Raw genomic sequence first — 16315 nt, 5'->3', positions numbered from 1 at the left:
GCCGCCCGGCAGGGGGTCACCCCTTCATGGCGCCTCCCAGGGAGAACCCGCCGCCCAGGAAGCGCGAGACGGCGGCGTAGAGCAGCACCACCGGCAGGGTGTACAGCAGCGCGTACGCCGCCAGCGGGCCGTAGTCCATCGAGCCGTACTGGCCGAAGAAGGTGTAGATCCGCACCGCGGCCGGCAGCCGCTCGGGGGACTGCAGCAGCACGAACGGCACGAAGAAGTTCCCCCAGGCCAGCACCAGGGTGAACACGCCCACCACGGACAGGCCCGGCAGCGCCAGCGGCACCACCACCCGCAGCAGCGACTGCCGGGCCGAGGCCCCGTCCGCCCAGGCGGCCTCCTCCAGCTCCACCGGGATGCCGTCCATGAAGCTCTTGGTCAGCCAGATCCCGAACGGCAGCCCGGCCGCGGCCAGGAACAGCATCGCCCCCCAGCGCGAGTCCACCATCCCCACCCGGGAGAACAGGCTGTAGACCGGCACCATGATCGCGGTGATCGGCAGCCCCGTGGCGAACAGGACCGTGTACAGGAACGGGCGGCCGAACCGCAGCTGGAAGCGGGAGAGCGGGTAGGCCGCCAGGACCGAGGCCGCCACCGTCACCACCGCCGCGCCGCCGCAGATCCACAGCGAGTTGCCCAGCGGGACGAACAGGGTGTCGGCGGTGGCGACCGAGGCGAAGTGCTCCAGCGTCGGCTCCGCCGGGAGCCGGGCCCGCGCCGAGGCGTCGGCGTCGAAGGCCGCCAGCAGCCACAGCGCGGGGAGCGCGAAGGCCGCGGCCAGCAGCGCCAGCAGTGTGTGCACCAGCACGGCGGCGGCCGCCCGCCGGGGCGCCGCCACCGTCCAGGCGCGCCGGGCGGGCCGGGCCGTGCCGACGGGGCGGACGGGGCGGACGGGGCGGGCCGTGCGGCGGCCGGCCGGGGAGCGCGCCGTCATCGGACCTCCTCGGGGCGGAGCGTGCGCAGGTAGACCGCGGAGAACAGGGCGGCCACCGCCAGCAGCGCCAGGGCGACCGTGGTGCCGTAGGCGATGTCGCCCAGCCGCAGCGCCTCGGTGTACATCAGCAGCGGCAGGGTGGTGCTGCGCCCTGCCGGACCGCCGGCGGTCATCACGTAGATCAGGGTGAACACCTGCACCGTCTGCAGGGTCACCAGCAGCAGGGTGGCCGCGACGGTGCGGCGCAGCAGCGGCAGCACCACGTGCCGGACCACGCCGAGCGGCCCGGCGCCGTCCACCCGTGCCGCGTCCTTCAGGTCGGTGGGCACCTCCGACAGCGCGGCCGAGTAGGCCATCATCGAGAAGGCGGTGCCCTTCCAGGTGTTGGCCAGGATCACCGCCAGGATCGGCAGGGCGGTCAGCCACGCCTGCTGCGGTGCCCCCAGCGCCTCCAGCATCCGGTTGAGGGTGCCCTCGCGCTCCAGGAACGCCGCCCACACGAACCCGGCCACCACCTCGGGCAGCACCCAGGCGCCCACCACGATGCCGCCCACGACCGTGCGCACCCACGGGCGGCGGCCCTGCATCAGCAGGGCCAGGAGCATGCCCAGCACGGTCTGCCCCACGATCCCCGACCCGATCAGGAACACGGCGGTGAGCAGGGTCGCCCGCAGGGCGTCGGGGTCGGTGAACAGCCGCTCGAAGTTGGCGAGCCCGACGAAGGAGGTCCGCGCCGCCCCCGCCCCGGTCAGCGCGGCATCGGTGAAGGAGGCCCACACCGTCCACACCACCGGGGCGGCGAAGAACGCCAGCAGCAGCACGGCGGCCGGAAGGACCGGGAGCACCCGCACCCCCGGCGCGGGGGTGGTCGCCTTCCCGACCCGTCGCCCACCACCACCCTCATTCGGGCCGCTGCGCGGCGCAGTCCGCTGGACCCGTCGCCCACCACCACCCTCATTCGGGCCGCTGCGCGGCGCAGTCCGCTGGACCCGTCGCCCACCACCACCCTCATTCGGGCCGCTGCGCGGCGCAGTCCGCTGGACCCGTCGCCCACCACCACCCTCATTCGGGCCGCTGCGCGGCGCAGCCCGCTGGACCCGTCGCCCCTGCCGCCCACCGCCTTCCCCGGTGTCCTCACCCACCGGTGACCTGGTCCTCACCCACGATCTCGGCCAGCTCCCGGTCGTAGGCGGCCGCGGCCTCCTCCGGTGTCGCCTCGCCCAGCAGCACCTGCTCCGTGGCCTCCTGGACCGCCAGCGACACCCGCGGGTACTCGGCGTAGGCCGGGCGGAAGTGGGTGACCTCCACCAGCTCGTTGGCCTCCTCGACGATGGGGGAGCGCTCCCTGTACTCCTCGGACTCGGCCACATCGGCCCGGACCGGGATCTGCGCGCCGCGCACCGCGAACTCGGTGGCGTTCTCCTTGTTCAGCGCCGTCGCCATGACCTCCCAGGCCAGGTCCGGGTCGGCGGTCTTCGCGCCCATGGCCAGCGTCCATCCGCCGGACAGGCTGGTGGCGCCGGGGTCCGCCCCGTCCTGGGTGGGCATCGCGGTGAAGGCCATCTCCTCCTCCCACTCGGGCCAGGGGCCGGCGCCCTCCTCGATCCAGGTCTGGGTGGCCCACGACCCGTCGAGGCTGATGGCCATCTCCCCCTGGGGCATGCGCTCCTCCAGGTTGAGGGTGGGGGCGTTGGCGTTGAGCATGTCCCGGGTGTCCAGGGCCAGGCCCTCGGAGTAGACGGTGTCGTAGAACTCCAGGGCGTCGGTGAACCCCTCCGACCCGGCCGTCCACTTCTCCGCGTCCTCGTCGTAGAGCCGGTCCCCGGTCCCGGTGAGCAGCATCTGGAAGCCCTGCATCGAGGAGACCTCGCCGGCCGGGGTGCCGCCGAACAGGTTGAAGGCGGTCACCTCGTCGCCGAACTCCTCCTGCACCGCCCGGGCCGCCTCCAGCACCGCGTCCCAGTCCTCCGGCTCCCAGGGGACCCCGACCCCGGCCTGCTCCAGGAGTGTGCGGTTGTACCAGAGGCCCCGGGTGTCGGTGCCGAGCATCACGCCGTACCGCGACCCGTCCCGCGCGGTCACCGCCGCGTCGGCCTGCTCGCTGTACTGGTCGGCGTCCTCCCAGGACCCCCAGTACTCGTCCAGCGGGTGCAGGTAGCCGGCCTCGACGTCCTGGTTGATGGTGAAGCTGTCCTCATAGAGGATGTCGGGCGCCTCGGCGGCCGACCGGTTCATCAGGTTGACCTGGGTCTGGTACTCCTCGGCCGGCGCCTCGATCGGGTGCAGTTCGACCGTCACGCCCTCGTCGGCCGCCTCGAACTCCTCCTTGACGGAGCGCATGATCGCGTCCGCCGCCCGGAACGCGCCGAAATCCTGGTAGACGACCTTCACCGTGCCGGGATCGCGCCCGCTCCCCTCGCACCCGGCCGCCGCCGGGAGCGCGGCCAGGAGCAGGGCGGCCGCGGCCGCCGGTGCCCGCTTCATCGGCCACCTCCTCGTCCCGCACCCCGACCCTATGGACCGTGTGAGGTGCGCCACTCGAATGTCGCACGAGTGGGCCCGCCCGATCCACGGCCCCCTGAGGCCCGTGCGCCCGGAGTCACGGGCGAGGACTACCCTGGCGTCCGTGGCAGGACGGATCAGAGACGAAGACATCGCCCTCGTGCGCGAGCGCTCGCCCATCGCCGAAGTGATCGGGGAGTACCTCCAGCTCCGCAACGCCGGCGGCGGGTCGCTCAAGGGCCTGTGCCCCTTCCACGACGAGAAGTCCCCGTCCTTCAACGTCACCCCCTCGAGGGGCCTTTACCACTGTTTCGGCTGCGGGGTCGGCGGGGACGTCATCACGTTCGTCCAGGAGATGGAGCACATCTCCTTCGTGGAGTCCGTGGAGGCCCTGGCCGCCAAGGCCGGGGTACGGCTCCGCTACGAGGAGGGCGGCTACACCCAGCGCGGTGACCAGGGGCAGCGCCAGCGGCTGATCGAGGCGCACCGCATCGCCCAGGAGTTCTACGCCGAGAAGCTGCACGCCCCCGAGGCCCGGCACGCCCGGAAGTTCCTCACCGACCGGGGCTTCAACGGGTCCCACGCCGCGCAGTTCGGCGTCGGCTACGCCCCCGGCGGGTGGGAAGCGCTCACCTCCCACCTGAGGTCCAAGGGGTTCAGCGACAAGGAGATCGTCACCGCGGGCCTGGGCGGCCAGGGGCGGCGCGGCGCCTACGACAAGTTCCGCGACCGGCTGGTGTGGCCGGTGCGCGAGGTCACCGGGGAGACCGTCGGATTCGGCGCCCGCAAGCTCTCCGAATCCGACGACGGCCCCAAGTACCTCAACACCCCCGAGACCCCCGTCTTCAAGAAGGGCCACCTGCTCTACGGGCTGGACATGGCCAAGCGCGAGATGGCCCGGGAGGGCCGGGCGGTCGTCGTCGAGGGCTACACCGACGTGATGGCCTGCCACCTGAGCGGGGTGCCCACCGCGGTCGCCACCTGCGGCACCTCCTTCGGCGAGGACCACGTCAAGCTGCTGCGCCGGATCCTGTTCGACCGCGGCCACACCAAGGCCAAGGTCGTCTTCACCTTCGACGGGGACGCCGCGGGCCGCAAGGCCGCGGTGCGCGCCTTCGCCGAGGAGCACAACTTCGCCGGGCAGACCTTCGTCGCGGTCGAGCCCGGCGGCCTCGACCCCTGCGACCTGCGGCTGCAGAAGGGCACCGAGGCGGTCGAGCACCTCATCGACGAGGCCAAGCCGCTGTACGAGTTCATGGTGCGCGAGGTCATCGCCCGCTACGACCTGGACACCGTGGAGGGGCGCATCGCCGCGCTCGACGCCGGGGCCGAGATCGTTGCGGGCATCCGGAACGAGGGGGTGCGCAAGGTCTACGCCGTCGAGCTGGACCGCTGGCTCGGCCTCATGGACGAGGAGTTCGTGCAGCGCCGCGTCGAGCAGCACGCGCGCGGCGCCCGCACCGCGGGGCGCGCCGGCGGGCGCACGCGGACCGCCCCGGCGCCCGCCGCGTCGGCCGGCGCCGCCCAGTCCGCCCCCTACGACCTGCGCGACCCCTCCCTGCAGCGGGAGCGCCAGGCGCTGAAGATCGCGATCCAGGCGCCGGGGCTGGCCTCCGGCTTCGACGAGCTGGACGAGGACGCCTTCAGCGTGCCCCAGCACCGTGCGGTGCTCGGGCTGCTCCGGGAGCAGGGGGGCGTGGCGGCCGCCGACGACCCGGCGCAGTGGGCGGCGCGGCTGCGCGAGGCCGCGCCCGGCGAGGCGCTGCGCTCCTTCGTCACCGAACTGGCCGTGGAACGCGTGGAGGTCGACGGCGAGCTCGACGAGCGCTACGCCCGGAACATCATCGACACGATTCTCGTTCATTCCGCCAATCGGGCCGAGGCAAACCTGAAATCGCGCCTGGCCCGGCTCGACCCCGCCGCCGACGCCGAGGAGTACAACCGCGTCTTCGCCGAGCTCCTCGCCGCCGGCCAGCGCAAACGCGCGGTGCGCGAGCGCATCGCCGGGGCGGGGTAGCAGCGGGGTGACAATACTGGTTCTCTCTATTCGGCTGCACGAGCGGGCACACTGTAGGAGTGGCTCTATCGGTGCTGCCCAGCGAAACGCCTCCGGTCCGGCAGGTGGCGCACCTGGTGGCGGGCTCCGGATCCGGGGAACCGGTCACCGTGGCCGACGTCGCCACGGCGCTTGAACGGCTGGACATCTCCCCGGACTCCCTGGACCAGGTCGTCCGCGGACTCGCCCAGCAGGGGGTCGACGTCGTGGACCCGGCCGCCGAGGAGGCCGCCGCGGCCGACCTCGGCCGCCGGGCGCCCACCAGCGACCTGGTGCGCATCTACCTGCGCGAGATCGGACGCGTTCCGCTCCTGACGGCAGAAGAAGAAGTCGAACTCGCCAAATCGATCGAGGTCGGGCTGTTCGCGGCGGAGAAGCTGCGCCGGGCCCGCGCCGGTCCGGTACCCGCCCAGATGGCGGCCGGGTCGGCCGAGGACCTCGAGGCCATCGTCCGCGAAGGCGAGCGCGCCAAGCGCCGCCTGATCGAGTCGAACCTGCGCCTGGTGGTGTCGATCGCCAAGCGCTACATCGGCAGGGGCCTGCTCTTCCTGGACCTGATCCAGGAGGGGAACCTGGGGCTCATCCGCGCCGTGGAGAAGTTCGACTACACCAAGGGATTCAAGTTCTCCACCTACGCGACCTGGTGGATCCGCCAGGCCATCACCCGGGCCATCGCCGACCAGGCCCGGACCATCCGCATCCCGGTGCACATGGTGGAGACGATCAACAAGCTGATGCGGGTCCAGCGCCAGCTCCACCAGGAACTGGGGCGCGAGCCCACCCCGGCCGAGCTCTCCGGTGAGCTCGGGTGCGGCGACGAGCGGGTCCAGGAGATCCAGCGCATCGCCCAGGAGCCGGTGTCGCTCCAGGCCCCCATCGGGGAGGAGGACTCCGACTTCGGCGACTTCATCGAGGACTCCGACGCGGTGGTCCCGGTGGAGGCGGCCGCCTTCATCATGCTCCAGGACCACCTGGTGGACCTGCTGGGCGGGCTGTCCGACCGCGAGCAGCGCATCATCCAGCTGCGCTTCGGGCTGGCCGACGGGCACCCGCGCACCCTGGAGGAGGTGGGGCGGGAGTTCGGGGTGACCCGCGAGCGCATCCGCCAGATCGAGTCCAAGACCCTCGCCAAGCTGCGCCACCCCTCGCGCGCGCAGATGCTCCGCGACTACCTGGACTGACCGCACCACCTGGACCGGTCGCTCGGACCGGCCGCGGAGGCCGGCCGTGGGCCGGGGCGCGGAGGGCGAACGACCGGCGCCGCCGCCGGGTTCCCGATCCCGGCGGTTCGGCCTGATGTGGCCGCGTGCGCCGGTCCGTGTCATCCGCGCCGGGGGCTGGGGCTACCTTTCTAGGTGATGTCAGCGCAGCGGCAGACGGCGCCCCGCAAGGGGCGGGTACTGATCGGTGTCGTCGCGGCAGTGGCCCTCGGCACCCTGTTCTTCGGCGCGTTCACCCGTGTCGTCGACTATACCGGTTCGCCTGTGGGCGAGGACGGGCTCCGCAGGCTGGCCTACTTCGCCGACTGGAACACGGCCAACCGCGGCTATTCGATCAAGGACGTGCGCGACAGCGGCGCGGCCGACCGGGTCACCCGCCTGATGTGGGCCTTCGGCGAGGTCAGCGAGGAGGGGCGGTGCTTCATCGACCCCGAGGCCGACCAGCCATGGGAGATCTACCAGCGCCGCTACGAGGCGGGGGAGAGCGTGGACGGCGAGGCCGACACCTATGAGCAGGAGCTCGCCGGCAGCCTCAACCAGCTGCGCAAGCTGCGCGAGGAGACCCCCTCGCTCGCGGCCTCCATCTCCCTCGGCGGCTGGAACACCTCCACCTACTTCTCCCGGGCGGTGCGCACCGAGGAGTCCCGGGAGGAGTTCGTCGCCTCCTGCATCGACCTGTGGATCCGCGGGAACCTGCCGCGGATGAACGACGAGCCGCAGGGCGGGCAGGGCGCGGCCGCGGGCGTCTTCGACGGCATCGACCTGGACTGGGAGTGGCCCGGCGGGTCGGGCCGCCCCGACAACGTCGAGCACCCCGACGACCCGCGCAACTTCACCCTGGTGGTGCAGGAGTTCCGGCGGCAGCTGGACGCACTGGAGGAGGAGACGGGCGAGCAGTACGCGCTGTCGGCGTCGCTGGCCAACGACGCCGAGATCATCGAGGCGAGCTACGAGCCCGAGGTGTTCGCCTCCATCGACTTCGCCACGGTCCAGGGCTACGACTTCACCGGGTCGTGGAGCAGGACCACCGACCACCACTCGCAGCTGTACGCGCCCACCGGGGACGACGACGATCCCAGCAGCGACCGGGCGGTGCGCCAGCTGCTCGGCCACGGGCTGCCGGCGGACAAGCTGGTTCTGGGCTTCCCCGGGTTCGGGCGCGGCTGGTCCGGCGTCTCCCCGGAGGGGTTCGGCCGCTACGCCCCGGCCCAGGGGCCCGCCGAGGGTGACTACGGGGAGGCCACCGACTCCTACGGCGACCTGCGGGGCCGCCCGGGGCAGCGCTTCTTCGACCCGGTCCACGGGGCGTACTGGCTCTACGACGGCGATGAGTGGTGGACCTACGACACCCCGAAGATCGTCCGGATGAAGGGGGAGTACGTGCGCCGCGAGGAGCTGGGCGGCCTGATGCTGTGGAACCTGGACATGGACCCCGACGCCGAGTTGGTCGAGGCGATGGACGAGTCCCTGGAAGAGGACTGACCCCGGGCTGCGAGAGGCCCGGGAACGGTGGCAACGACGGGACGGCTGGTGCCCCGCTCGGGGCTGCTTGCCGGGCGGCGGGGCTCTTCGGTGCGATGGGGACGGCGGCGACGAAGAGGCGGGGCGGTTCCCCGGTGCCGCCGGTCGGCCGCCGGGTTGCCGCGTGGTCCGGGGCGGTGGCGGCGACGGCGCAGCCGGTACCCCGCTCACTCGCCGCGGCCGGATGCCGGAGCACCGCCGGTACCGGCGATGAACAGCAACGACGGCTCAGCAGGTACCCCGCTCCGGCCTGCTTGCCGGCCCACGGGTTCCTTCAGCGCAGGGAGACGGGCAACAACGACAAGGCGGGCCGGTTTCCCGGCCCTGCGCGTCGACCGCCCGGCCTCTCACGGTCCCGGAACAGCGGCAACGACGGCACGGCGGGTGCCCCGCTCACGGGCCCCGGCCGGGCGGCGAGCCGCCGGAGTGGCAGGGGCGATGGCAGCGACGAGGGGCGGCGGGTCCCCGGGGGGACGGCGGTCGGGCCGGGCCTCCCACGGCCCGGGAACAGCGGCGGCGACGGCTGAGGGGCCCTGCTCCAGGGCGGCCGCCGGGCGGCCCGCCGCCCGCATCGACACCCCCGTTGATCTCGGGGAAGTCGGGGTAATACTCGCCGGTATTACCCCGACTTCCCCGAGATCAACGGCGAGGAGGGGGTGCGCACCCGGGGCGGGGCCGCCGATGGCGCCGCAGGGGTCGCACCGCTCACAAGGACGCGGCCGAAAGTTCCACCACTCCAGCGGACACGACCGCCCTTCCGGGCCGGTCTCCGGCGAACCCGGCCCGCCGGGCGTCCCGTTCGTCCGGATCGAAAGGGGGTGAGGTCTCGCGCGCGCTCGGAGCGCCGCCCGGGGGCGGGCGGGCGTGCGATCCCGGCCAGACCAGAACCGGATTCGGTACCCGACACCCCCTCTACCGGCACACCGGACCCATTTACGGCACCCTCGGTCGCTCCGCGTAGCCGGGAAGGGGTCGACGCCGGCGCCAGGCCCGGAGCGAGCGGGCACCCCACTCCTCCTCCGCCACCCCGCTCCCCTCGACGGGCGGACGAATAGGGGCAATACGGGCACGGCGGTACCGAACCCCGTTCTGGTCTGGCCGGGATCGCACCCAGGGGCCGTCAGGGGGCGTCGGTCAGCGCGCTTCCGCCCGCCTGACCCTATGACGGCGCGTATTCCCGCAGGTCAGCAGGGGGCCACTGGTCAGGGGGCGCCCGGCGCGGGCCGGGGCGGGGCGCCGCGAGCACGGGCGGGCGACACCGGGCCTGCTCGCGCACCCTGCCCGCACCGCTTCAGGCCCGGAAGCCGACCGGAGGCCCCGGGGAACCGCCCCGCCTGCTCGCCGCCGCCCTCCCCCCTGGCACCCCACGGCCCGCCGCCCGGCCGGGGCCCATGAGCGGGGAACCGGCCATTCCGTCGCCGCCATCTCCCCGGACCACGGGCGACCCGGCGGCCGACCAGCAACACAGGGAAACCGCCTCTGCTTCGTCGTCGCCGCCTCTCCCCTGCACTGAAGGGCCCTGCCGCCCGGCAGGCAGGCCGGAGCGGGGCACCAGCCGCGCCGTTGCCGCTGCTCATCGCCGGTGCCGCAGAGACCTCGCGGCCGACCGCCGGCACTTGGGCAACCGCCGCCTCTCGTCGCCGCCAACGCCCCCGGCACCCCGACGACCCGCCGCCCGGCCGACGGCCGTGAGTGGGGTACCGGCTGTGCCGTCGCTGCCCTTCCTCTGCACCGAAGGGTCCCGCTACCCGGCAGGCAGGCCGGAGCGGGGCACCAGCCGTGCCGTCGTTGCCACTGTTCCGGGAGCGCGAGAGGCCCGGGGGTCGACAGGCAGGGCAGGGGAATCGCCCCGCTCATTCGTCGCAGCCCTTCCCACCCCGACCGGCGGCGTCCTGGCGTCCGGCAAGCGGCCGTGAGCGGGGTACCTGCTGTCCCCTTGGGCGGTGTCCGCTGGAGCGTGAGGTTCCGTCCGAGCAGGCCGGCGCGGCCGGTCGGCTTCGGGGCGGTCCTGTCCCGGGCTCGGTGTCCTGACCTGTACCTCGCCATCGGTGCCTCGCCATCGGCGGGCGGCCTTCGGCCGCCGAAAGCGACACCGCTCCAGCGGACGCCGCCTCACTGCCTGTGGTGCTCGGCCACGTCCTCCCCCGGGCGCCAGTGGCGGATCACCAGCTCACCGCCCTCCACCGCGGTGAGCACCACGTCGGTCGGCATCAGCCGGAACAGGTGGAACGGCCCGGGAGGGACTCCCACCTCCCGGAAGGCCTCCAGCTCCCCGGGATCGGTCACCTCGACCGCCGTCCCCGCCACCTTCGCGTCGCCGTCGCCCATCGCCTCCTCGGCCCCCTCCCGGGTCACCTCGCCCGGGTTGGCGTGCAGGGCGAATCTGCCGTCGCGCTGGAGGTCGCGCGCCTTGACCGCGCCCGGCATCGAGCCGATGGTCAGGTGCCGACCGTAGAACTGCACCTCGGTGCCGCTGACCCGGGGCGCGCCGTCGGCGCGCAGGGTGGCCAGCACATGGTGCAGGGTCCGCTCGAACCGTGCGCGCACCCGCGCCGCCAGCTCGGGGGCCTCCTGCTCGAACTCCGCCCAGGCGACGCCGCGCGCGGCCGTCCCCTTCGTGTCGATCGCGTCCATGCGGACCACCCTGGCACCGCCTCCTGCCATCTGCTGTCAGGTATCCCGGCGGCGCGCCGCACGGTGCGACGGTTGTCACGCGGCACCGCCGCGCGCCAGGGTGGGGGCCATGCGCGACACCCTCAGCGGCTCTGACATCCCCGACGGCGTCGACGCCGAAGGCCTCCGGCGCGCCCTGCGGGCCGAGGTCTCCGGACAGGTCGCCTTCGACCCCGGCACCCGCGCCCTCTACACCGCCGACGCCTCCAACTACCGCAGTGTCCCGCTGGGCGTGGTGCTGCCCCGCACCGTCGACGACGTCATCGCCGCCGTCGCCGCCTGCGCCGAGTACGGGGTGCCCGTCACCCCGCGCGGCGGAGGAACCAGCATCGCCGGCAACGCCATCGGGCCCGGGGTGGTCGTCGACGCCTCGCGGCACCTGACCGCGATCGAGGAGATCGACCCCGCCGCCGGCACCGCCCGTGTGCAGCCCGGCGTGGTGCTGGACCGGCTGCGTGAGGCCGCCGCACCGCACGGGCTCACCTTCGGCCCCGACCCCTCCACCCACAGCCGGTGCACCCTGGGCGGGATGATCGGCAACAACGCCTGCGGATCGCACTCGGTGGCCTGGGGCACCACCGCCGACAACGTCGAGTCGCTGGACGTGCTGCTGCCCGACGGCACCCGGATGCAGGTCGGCGCCACCTCCCGGGAGGAGTTCGACCGCAGGGCCGCCCTGCCCGGGACCGAGGGCCGGGTCTACACCGAACTGCGCGACCTGGTCTCGGCCACCCTGGGCGGGCTGCGCACCGGCATGCCGAAGCTGGCGCGCCGGGTCTCCGGGTACGGGCTGGACCGGCTGCTGCCGGAGAACGGCGGCAACATCGCCCGCGCGCTCACCGGGACCGAGGGCGGCTGCGTCACCGTCCTGGGCGCCACGGTGAACCTGGTGCCCGCGCCGCCCGCCAAGGCCCTGGTGGTCCTGGGCTACCCGGACGCCCCCACCGCCGCCGACGCGGTCCCCGACATCCTCGCGCACGCGCCGCTGACCGTGGAGGGGCTGAACGAGCGGCTGGTGGCCGGCCTCGACCGGCCCGGCGCCCGCTCCGGGGTCGCGCTGCCCGAGGGGCGCGCCTGGCTGCTGGTGGAGCTGGCCGGGCCGGACTCCGGCGAGGCGGCCGCCGCGGGGCGGGCGCTGGTCGCCGCGCTCAAGGGCGGTGTGCGCCCCACCGGGTCGGCGGTGGTCACCGACCCCGCGCACACCCGCGCCCTGTGGCGGATCCGCGAGGAGGGGGCGGGGCTGACCTCCCGCACCCCGGACGGCCGCGAGGCCTGGTCGGGGTGGGAGGACGCGGCGGTGCCCCCCGAACGGCTCGGCTCCTACCTGCGCGAGTTCGACCGGTTGATGGGGCGGCACGGGCGCGACGGGGTGGTCTACGGCCACTTCGGCGAGGGCTGCCTGCACGTGCGCATCGACTTCGAGCTGGGCACGCAGGCGGGCATCGGCGGCTACCGGGCGTTCCTGGAGGACGCCGCCGACCTGGTGGTCGAGCACGGCGGGTCGATCTCCGGCGAGCACGGCGACGGGCGGGCCCGCTCGGAGCTGCTGCCGCGGATGTACGGCCCGGAGCTGATGCGCGCCTTCGGCGCGTTCAAGGCGGTGTGGGACCCCAAGGGGATCATGAACCCCGGCGCGGTGGTCGAGCCGCGCCCGCTCGACGCCGACCTGCGGGTCCCGGCCTCGGGGCGGACGCCGCTGACCGTGCTCTCCTACACCGAGGACGGCGGCGACTTCGGCAAGGCCCTGCGGCGCTGCTCGGGGGTGGGCAAGTGCCGACGGCACGACGGGCCGGGGGTGATGTGCCCCAGCTACCAGGTCACCCGGGAGGAGAAGCACTCCACCCGGGGGCGGGCGCGGATGCTGTTCGAGATGCTCAACGGCGAGGTGATCACCGACGGGTGGCGCTCGGAGGAGGTGCGCGAGAGCCTCGACCTGTGCCTGTCGTGCAAGGGGTGCCTGAGCGACTGCCCGGTCGACGTGGACATGGCCTCCTACAAGGCCGAGTTCCTGCACCACCACTACAAGGGGCGGCTGCGGCCGGCCGCGCACTACTCGATGGGGTGGCTGCCGCTGTGGGCGCGCCTGGCCGCGCTCGCCCCCGCCGAGATCGACCGGCTCACCCGCGCCCCCGGGCTGTCGGGGCTGCTGAAGCGGGCCGGGGGCATCGCGCCCGAGCGGGACCTGCCGTCCTTCCCCCGCACCACCTTCGCCCGCTGGTTCCGGCGCCGCCCGCCGGCCCCGGGGCACCGGGGCGCGGTGGTGCTCTGGCCCGACACCTTCGGAACCTACCTGGAGCCGCGCGTGCCGGCGGCCGCGGTGCGGGTGCTGGAGAACGCCGGGTTCCGGGTGGTGCTGCCCAAGGGGCCGGTGTGCTGCGGGCTGACCTGGGTGTCGACCGGGCAGCTGGGGGTGGCCCGGCGGGTGATGCGGCGGTCGGTGCGTGCGCTGGAGCCCTTCACCCGGGCGGGGGTGCCGGTGGTGGGGCTGGAGCCGAGCTGCACCGCGGCGCTCCGCACCGACCTGCGCGAGCTGCTGCCGGGGCCGGACGCCGACCGCACCGCAGACTCGGTGCGCACCCTGGCGGCGTTCCTGCGCGAGCACGCCCCGGACTGGGAGCCGCCGCGGGTGGAGGGTGACGCGGTCGCCCAGGTGCACTGCCACCAGCACGCGGTGATCGGGTACGACCCCGAGCGCGAGCTGATGGACATGGCGGGCATCCGCACGCGGGTCCTGGACTCGGGGTGCTGCGGGCTGGCGGGCAACTTCGGCTTCGAGGAGGGGCACTACGAGGTGTCGAAGGCGGTGGGGGAGCAGGCGCTGCTGCCCGCGGTGCGCGAGGCCGACCCCGGGACCCTGGTGGTGGCCGACGGCTTCAGCTGCCGGACCCAGGTCGCCCAGGAGACCGACCGCACCGCCGTCCACCTCGCGGAGGCCTTGGCGGCAGGCCTGCCGAGGTCGTGAGCGCATCCGGTGCCCTCCGCCTCCTTGAGGGGGCGGAGGCCGCACCCGGGGGCCGGCGGTCTCCGCGCGGGCCGCGGGGCACGGACACTCGGGTCCGACCCCCTCCTCCCCCCTTCCACGACTCGGGCCCGGCACCGTGAGAACGGTGCCGGGCCCGTCGTCCCTGCGGGGAGGCCGGGGGTCAGACGCCCCAGAAGTCCCGACCGCAGTCGTACTGGTCCTCGGAGAGGTACGCGGGCAGGTCGGGGTTGTTCTCCTCCAGCAGCGTGGAGTGCTCCGCCGCGCCCATGTTGTACTCCTCACGGGCGCCCATGCAGTCGTACATGTTCTGGAACAGGGTCTCGATCTCCTCGGCGCTGGCGCCGTCGCCGGTCGAGGACTCGACGAAGTCCTGCATCGACGACTCCAGGTCGTCGCTGAGCGTCGTGACCTCGTCGTACAGGCCGGGCAGGTCGGCGTTCTCGTAGGCCTCCTGCGCCTCCTCCGCGCGCGCCTCGGCCTCCTTCTCGGACTCGTCGATCTGCCCGCCGAGGTCCTCGACCTGGCCCTGGGCGGAGGCGAGCTCCTCGGAGGTCTTCTCGTTCTCCATGTAGAAGAACGCGGTCGTACCGCCGCCGATGAGGGCCAGCACGGTCACCACAGCCAGCGTGATGATCAGGCCCACCGGGCGCTTCTTCGGCGCGGGCGCGGCCTGCTGCGGCTGCCACGGGTTCTGCGGTCCGCCGGGGCCCTGACCACCGGGGCCCTGCCCTCCGGGGCCACCGGGCCCCTGGTGCTGGGCGCCGGGGGGCGGGCCGGGCCGCTGCGGGCCGGACGGCGGGTTCGGCCCTGGCGGTACGCCCGGACCGCCGGGGGCGCCCGGAGAACCGGGGCCGCCGGGGGCGCCCTGGCCCGGGGCGGGCCCGGGACCGGGGCTCCGGTACGGGTCGGAGGGGCCGTGCGGGGGGACGGGAGGGTTCGGGGACCCCATGGTTCTCCTGTCTTCGACGCTGGGTGGTCTACGGGCCGGTCGGCGCGGGCCGGGGCGGCTCGGGTGGGCCGCCGGGGCGGCGGCTGAGGGGAGTCCGGTTCCGGAGAGTGCGCGGACCGTGACCGGCCTTCCCCACGTTAGAGGGCATTCGGGGCTGGAATGTTCCCAGGGGCGGGGAAAACGGTGAATCGTCCGACTCCGGCCGCGCGGCCCGGTTCGTGGCACCGGATGTGCGGACGGGAGCGGGGGCCGGGCAGGGGGACGGAACGCGTGGCGGCGGGGGACATCTCAGACCCCGGTCCGCTCGCGCACGGCGGCCAGCTCGTGCTGCACGGCCTCCTGGACACGGGGGTCGCCCGGGTCCAGCCCGTCGTCCAGGTGGACCCGCCAGTCGATCTCGGCGCCGCCCGGCGGCCGGCGGGCCACCAGGCGGAACCCGGCGCCCTCACCGGGCAGTTCGCCGCGGTGGCTGACCACGATGGTGGCGGTGACCCGCTCGTGCACGGTCTCGGCCAGCCGCCCGGGGTCGGGGACGGTGAACACGCGCTCTCCGGCGCCCTCCTCGGTGAAGGTGAACGCCTCGCTCTCGGCGTCCCAGCGCGCCCGGTCGATGTCCTGCCAGGGGACGCGGTGCCCGTCGGGCAGGTGCAGGGCATGGTCGGTGGCCACCAGCACGCCCTCCCGGGAGCCGGCGTGCGCCAGCACGCGCTCACCCCGCTCCAGTCGGAGCCGGTCGCGGACCTCCCGGGGGACGGAGGGGCGGAGCCATCTCATGGCCCCACCCTAATGTCCTGGGCCCCTCCCGCGGCAGGGGCGGTGCCCGGGGCGGTAGGGGCGCCGCCGGCCGGGCCCGGAAGGCGCGCGGCCCGGCCGACGGGCGTCACCGCGTGGAGCCGGGCCGCGCGCTGTCCGGGCCGGTGCCGTTGAGGCCGGTCCCGGCGTCCGCGGAGGCCGCGTCCATGTCCTGCGCCTCCTCGGGGGTGGGGCGGGCCAGGAAGTCCCGCACGGACGTGACCGGGAGCCGATCGCCCACCTTGGTGGCGACCGTCTTGCCGGCGCTGCTGACCTGGGCCCCGACGATGCCCGCGGTCTCCTGGACCGCGGGGCTCTCCACGACCCTGCGGGCGGTCCCGGCGATCTGCTCGTAGCGGGCGCGCCCGGCCTTGGCTCCGAGGACGTAGCCGACGGCGAGGCCGGCGATGAAGGTGATCCGGTAGCGCATGGGTACCCCTCGGCATCGAGTGCTGACGGGTCCGACGTTACCCCGCGCGGGCGCGCACGACCCGGAAGGCGCCCACGGGGAGGAGAAGCTGTCACGAGCACGCCTCAGGGTGCGCTAGAGTATTACCTGTCGCCGCGGGGGAGAGCCCCTCCGGGGCGGCGGGAACACCATCCCGCGTAGCTCAATCGGCAGAGCAGCCGGCTGTTAACCGGCAGGTTACTGGTTCGAGTCCAGTCGCGGGAGCCAGAG

At 74.2% G+C, this 16315-nt stretch carries 11 protein-coding genes and 1 tRNA gene; 5 read left to right on the top strand and 7 right to left on the bottom strand.

The window, feature by feature from the left end; genetic code table 11:
• Positions 1-16: 16 nt before the first annotated feature.
• The 3 genes from C892_RS0109565 to C892_RS0109555 form a co-directional block, all read right to left on the bottom strand.
• Positions 17-940: a carbohydrate ABC transporter permease gene (locus tag C892_RS0109565; RefSeq protein ID WP_017557001.1), complete on the bottom strand. Its 924-nt coding sequence runs from the start codon at positions 938-940 to the stop codon at positions 17-19.
• Positions 937-1791, bottom strand: coding sequence for a carbohydrate ABC transporter permease (locus C892_RS0109560; RefSeq protein WP_017536629.1), 855 nt, complete (start codon positions 1789-1791; stop codon positions 937-939). The genes C892_RS0109565 and C892_RS0109560 overlap by 4 nt, the downstream gene beginning before the upstream one ends.
• A gap of 283 nt (positions 1792-2074) precedes the next feature.
• On the bottom strand, positions 2075-3424 hold the full coding sequence (locus C892_RS0109555) for an extracellular solute-binding protein (protein WP_017557000.1): 1350 nt from the start codon (positions 3422-3424) through the stop codon (positions 2075-2077).
• 142 nt (positions 3425-3566) lie between these two features.
• Here C892_RS0109555 and dnaG point away from each other — a divergent pair, with 142 nt between their 5' ends.
• The 3 genes from dnaG to C892_RS0109540 all read left to right on the top strand — a co-directional run bounded on the left by dnaG (position 3567) and on the right by C892_RS0109540 (position 8200).
• Entirely contained in the window at positions 3567-5459 is a 1893-nt protein-coding gene (dnaG, locus tag C892_RS0109550; protein ID WP_026124258.1) for a DNA primase, read from the top strand.
• A gap of 71 nt (positions 5460-5530) precedes the next feature.
• Positions 5531-6679, top strand: coding sequence for an RNA polymerase sigma factor RpoD (gene rpoD, locus C892_RS0109545; protein ID WP_017556998.1), 1149 nt, complete (start codon positions 5531-5533; stop codon positions 6677-6679).
• A 177-nt stretch (positions 6680-6856) separates the two neighbouring features.
• Entirely contained in the window at positions 6857-8200 is a 1344-nt protein-coding gene (locus C892_RS0109540) for a glycoside hydrolase family 18 protein (protein ID WP_394296672.1), read from the top strand.
• 2151 nt (positions 8201-10351) lie between these two features.
• Here the strand turns inward: C892_RS0109540 and C892_RS0109535 are convergent.
• Entirely contained in the window at positions 10352-10873 is a 522-nt protein-coding gene (locus tag C892_RS0109535) for a pyridoxamine 5'-phosphate oxidase family protein (RefSeq protein WP_040685343.1), read from the bottom strand.
• 109 nt (positions 10874-10982) lie between these two features.
• Between C892_RS0109535 and C892_RS0109530 the strand changes: the two genes are divergently transcribed.
• A complete protein-coding gene (locus C892_RS0109530) occupies positions 10983-13874 on the top strand; it encodes an FAD-binding and (Fe-S)-binding domain-containing protein (protein ID WP_017556995.1) in 2892 nt (963 codons plus the stop codon).
• A 181-nt stretch (positions 13875-14055) separates the two neighbouring features.
• Here the strand turns inward: C892_RS0109530 and C892_RS0109525 are convergent, their stop codons facing one another.
• The 3 genes from C892_RS0109525 to C892_RS0109515 form a co-directional block, all read right to left on the bottom strand.
• Positions 14056-14538 carry a hypothetical protein gene (locus C892_RS0109525; protein ID WP_017556994.1) on the bottom strand — a complete coding sequence of 161 codons (483 nt, stop codon included), beginning with the start codon at positions 14536-14538 and terminating at the stop codon, positions 14056-14058.
• Positions 14539-15132: 594 nt separating this feature from the next.
• Entirely contained in the window at positions 15133-15618 is a 486-nt protein-coding gene (locus C892_RS0109520) for a hypothetical protein (RefSeq protein WP_017556993.1), read from the bottom strand.
• A gap of 106 nt (positions 15619-15724) precedes the next feature.
• The gene (locus C892_RS0109515) at positions 15725-16066 is read right to left on the bottom strand and encodes a hypothetical protein (RefSeq protein WP_017556992.1); all 342 of its coding nucleotides are present in this window, start codon (positions 16064-16066) and stop codon (positions 15725-15727) included.
• Between the two features lie 170 nt (positions 16067-16236).
• Here C892_RS0109515 and C892_RS0109510 point away from each other — a divergent pair.
• Positions 16237-16312: transfer RNA gene (locus tag C892_RS0109510), tRNA-Asn, on the top strand.
• Positions 16313-16315: the final 3 nt, after the last annotated feature.

Origin of the sequence: Nocardiopsis baichengensis YIM 90130 (assembly GCF_000341205.1) — a bacterium.
Lineage (GTDB): Bacteria > Actinomycetota > Actinomycetes > Streptosporangiales > Streptosporangiaceae > Nocardiopsis_A > Nocardiopsis_A halophila.
Note: the sequence above shows the minus strand (reverse complement) of the source record. Positions and strands in the feature narration are given on the sequence as shown.

Coding starts and splice junctions, on each gene's coding strand:
- C892_RS0109520 (WP_017556993.1), bottom strand. CDS start 15,618: ATGAGATGGCTCCGCCCCTCCGTCCCCCGGGAGGTCCGCGACCGGCTC.
- C892_RS0109540 (WP_394296672.1), top strand. CDS start 6,857: ATGTCAGCGCAGCGGCAGACGGCGCCCCGCAAGGGGCGGGTACTGATC.
- C892_RS0109565 (WP_017557001.1), bottom strand. CDS start 940: ATGACGGCGCGCTCCCCGGCCGGCCGCCGCACGGCCCGCCCCGTCCGC.
- C892_RS0109555 (WP_017557000.1), bottom strand. CDS start 3,424: ATGAAGCGGGCACCGGCGGCCGCGGCCGCCCTGCTCCTGGCCGCGCTC.
- C892_RS0109515 (WP_017556992.1), bottom strand. CDS start 16,066: ATGCGCTACCGGATCACCTTCATCGCCGGCCTCGCCGTCGGCTACGTC.
- C892_RS0109530 (WP_017556995.1), top strand. CDS start 10,983: ATGCGCGACACCCTCAGCGGCTCTGACATCCCCGACGGCGTCGACGCC.
- C892_RS0109535 (WP_040685343.1), bottom strand. CDS start 10,873: ATGGACGCGATCGACACGAAGGGGACGGCCGCGCGCGGCGTCGCCTGG.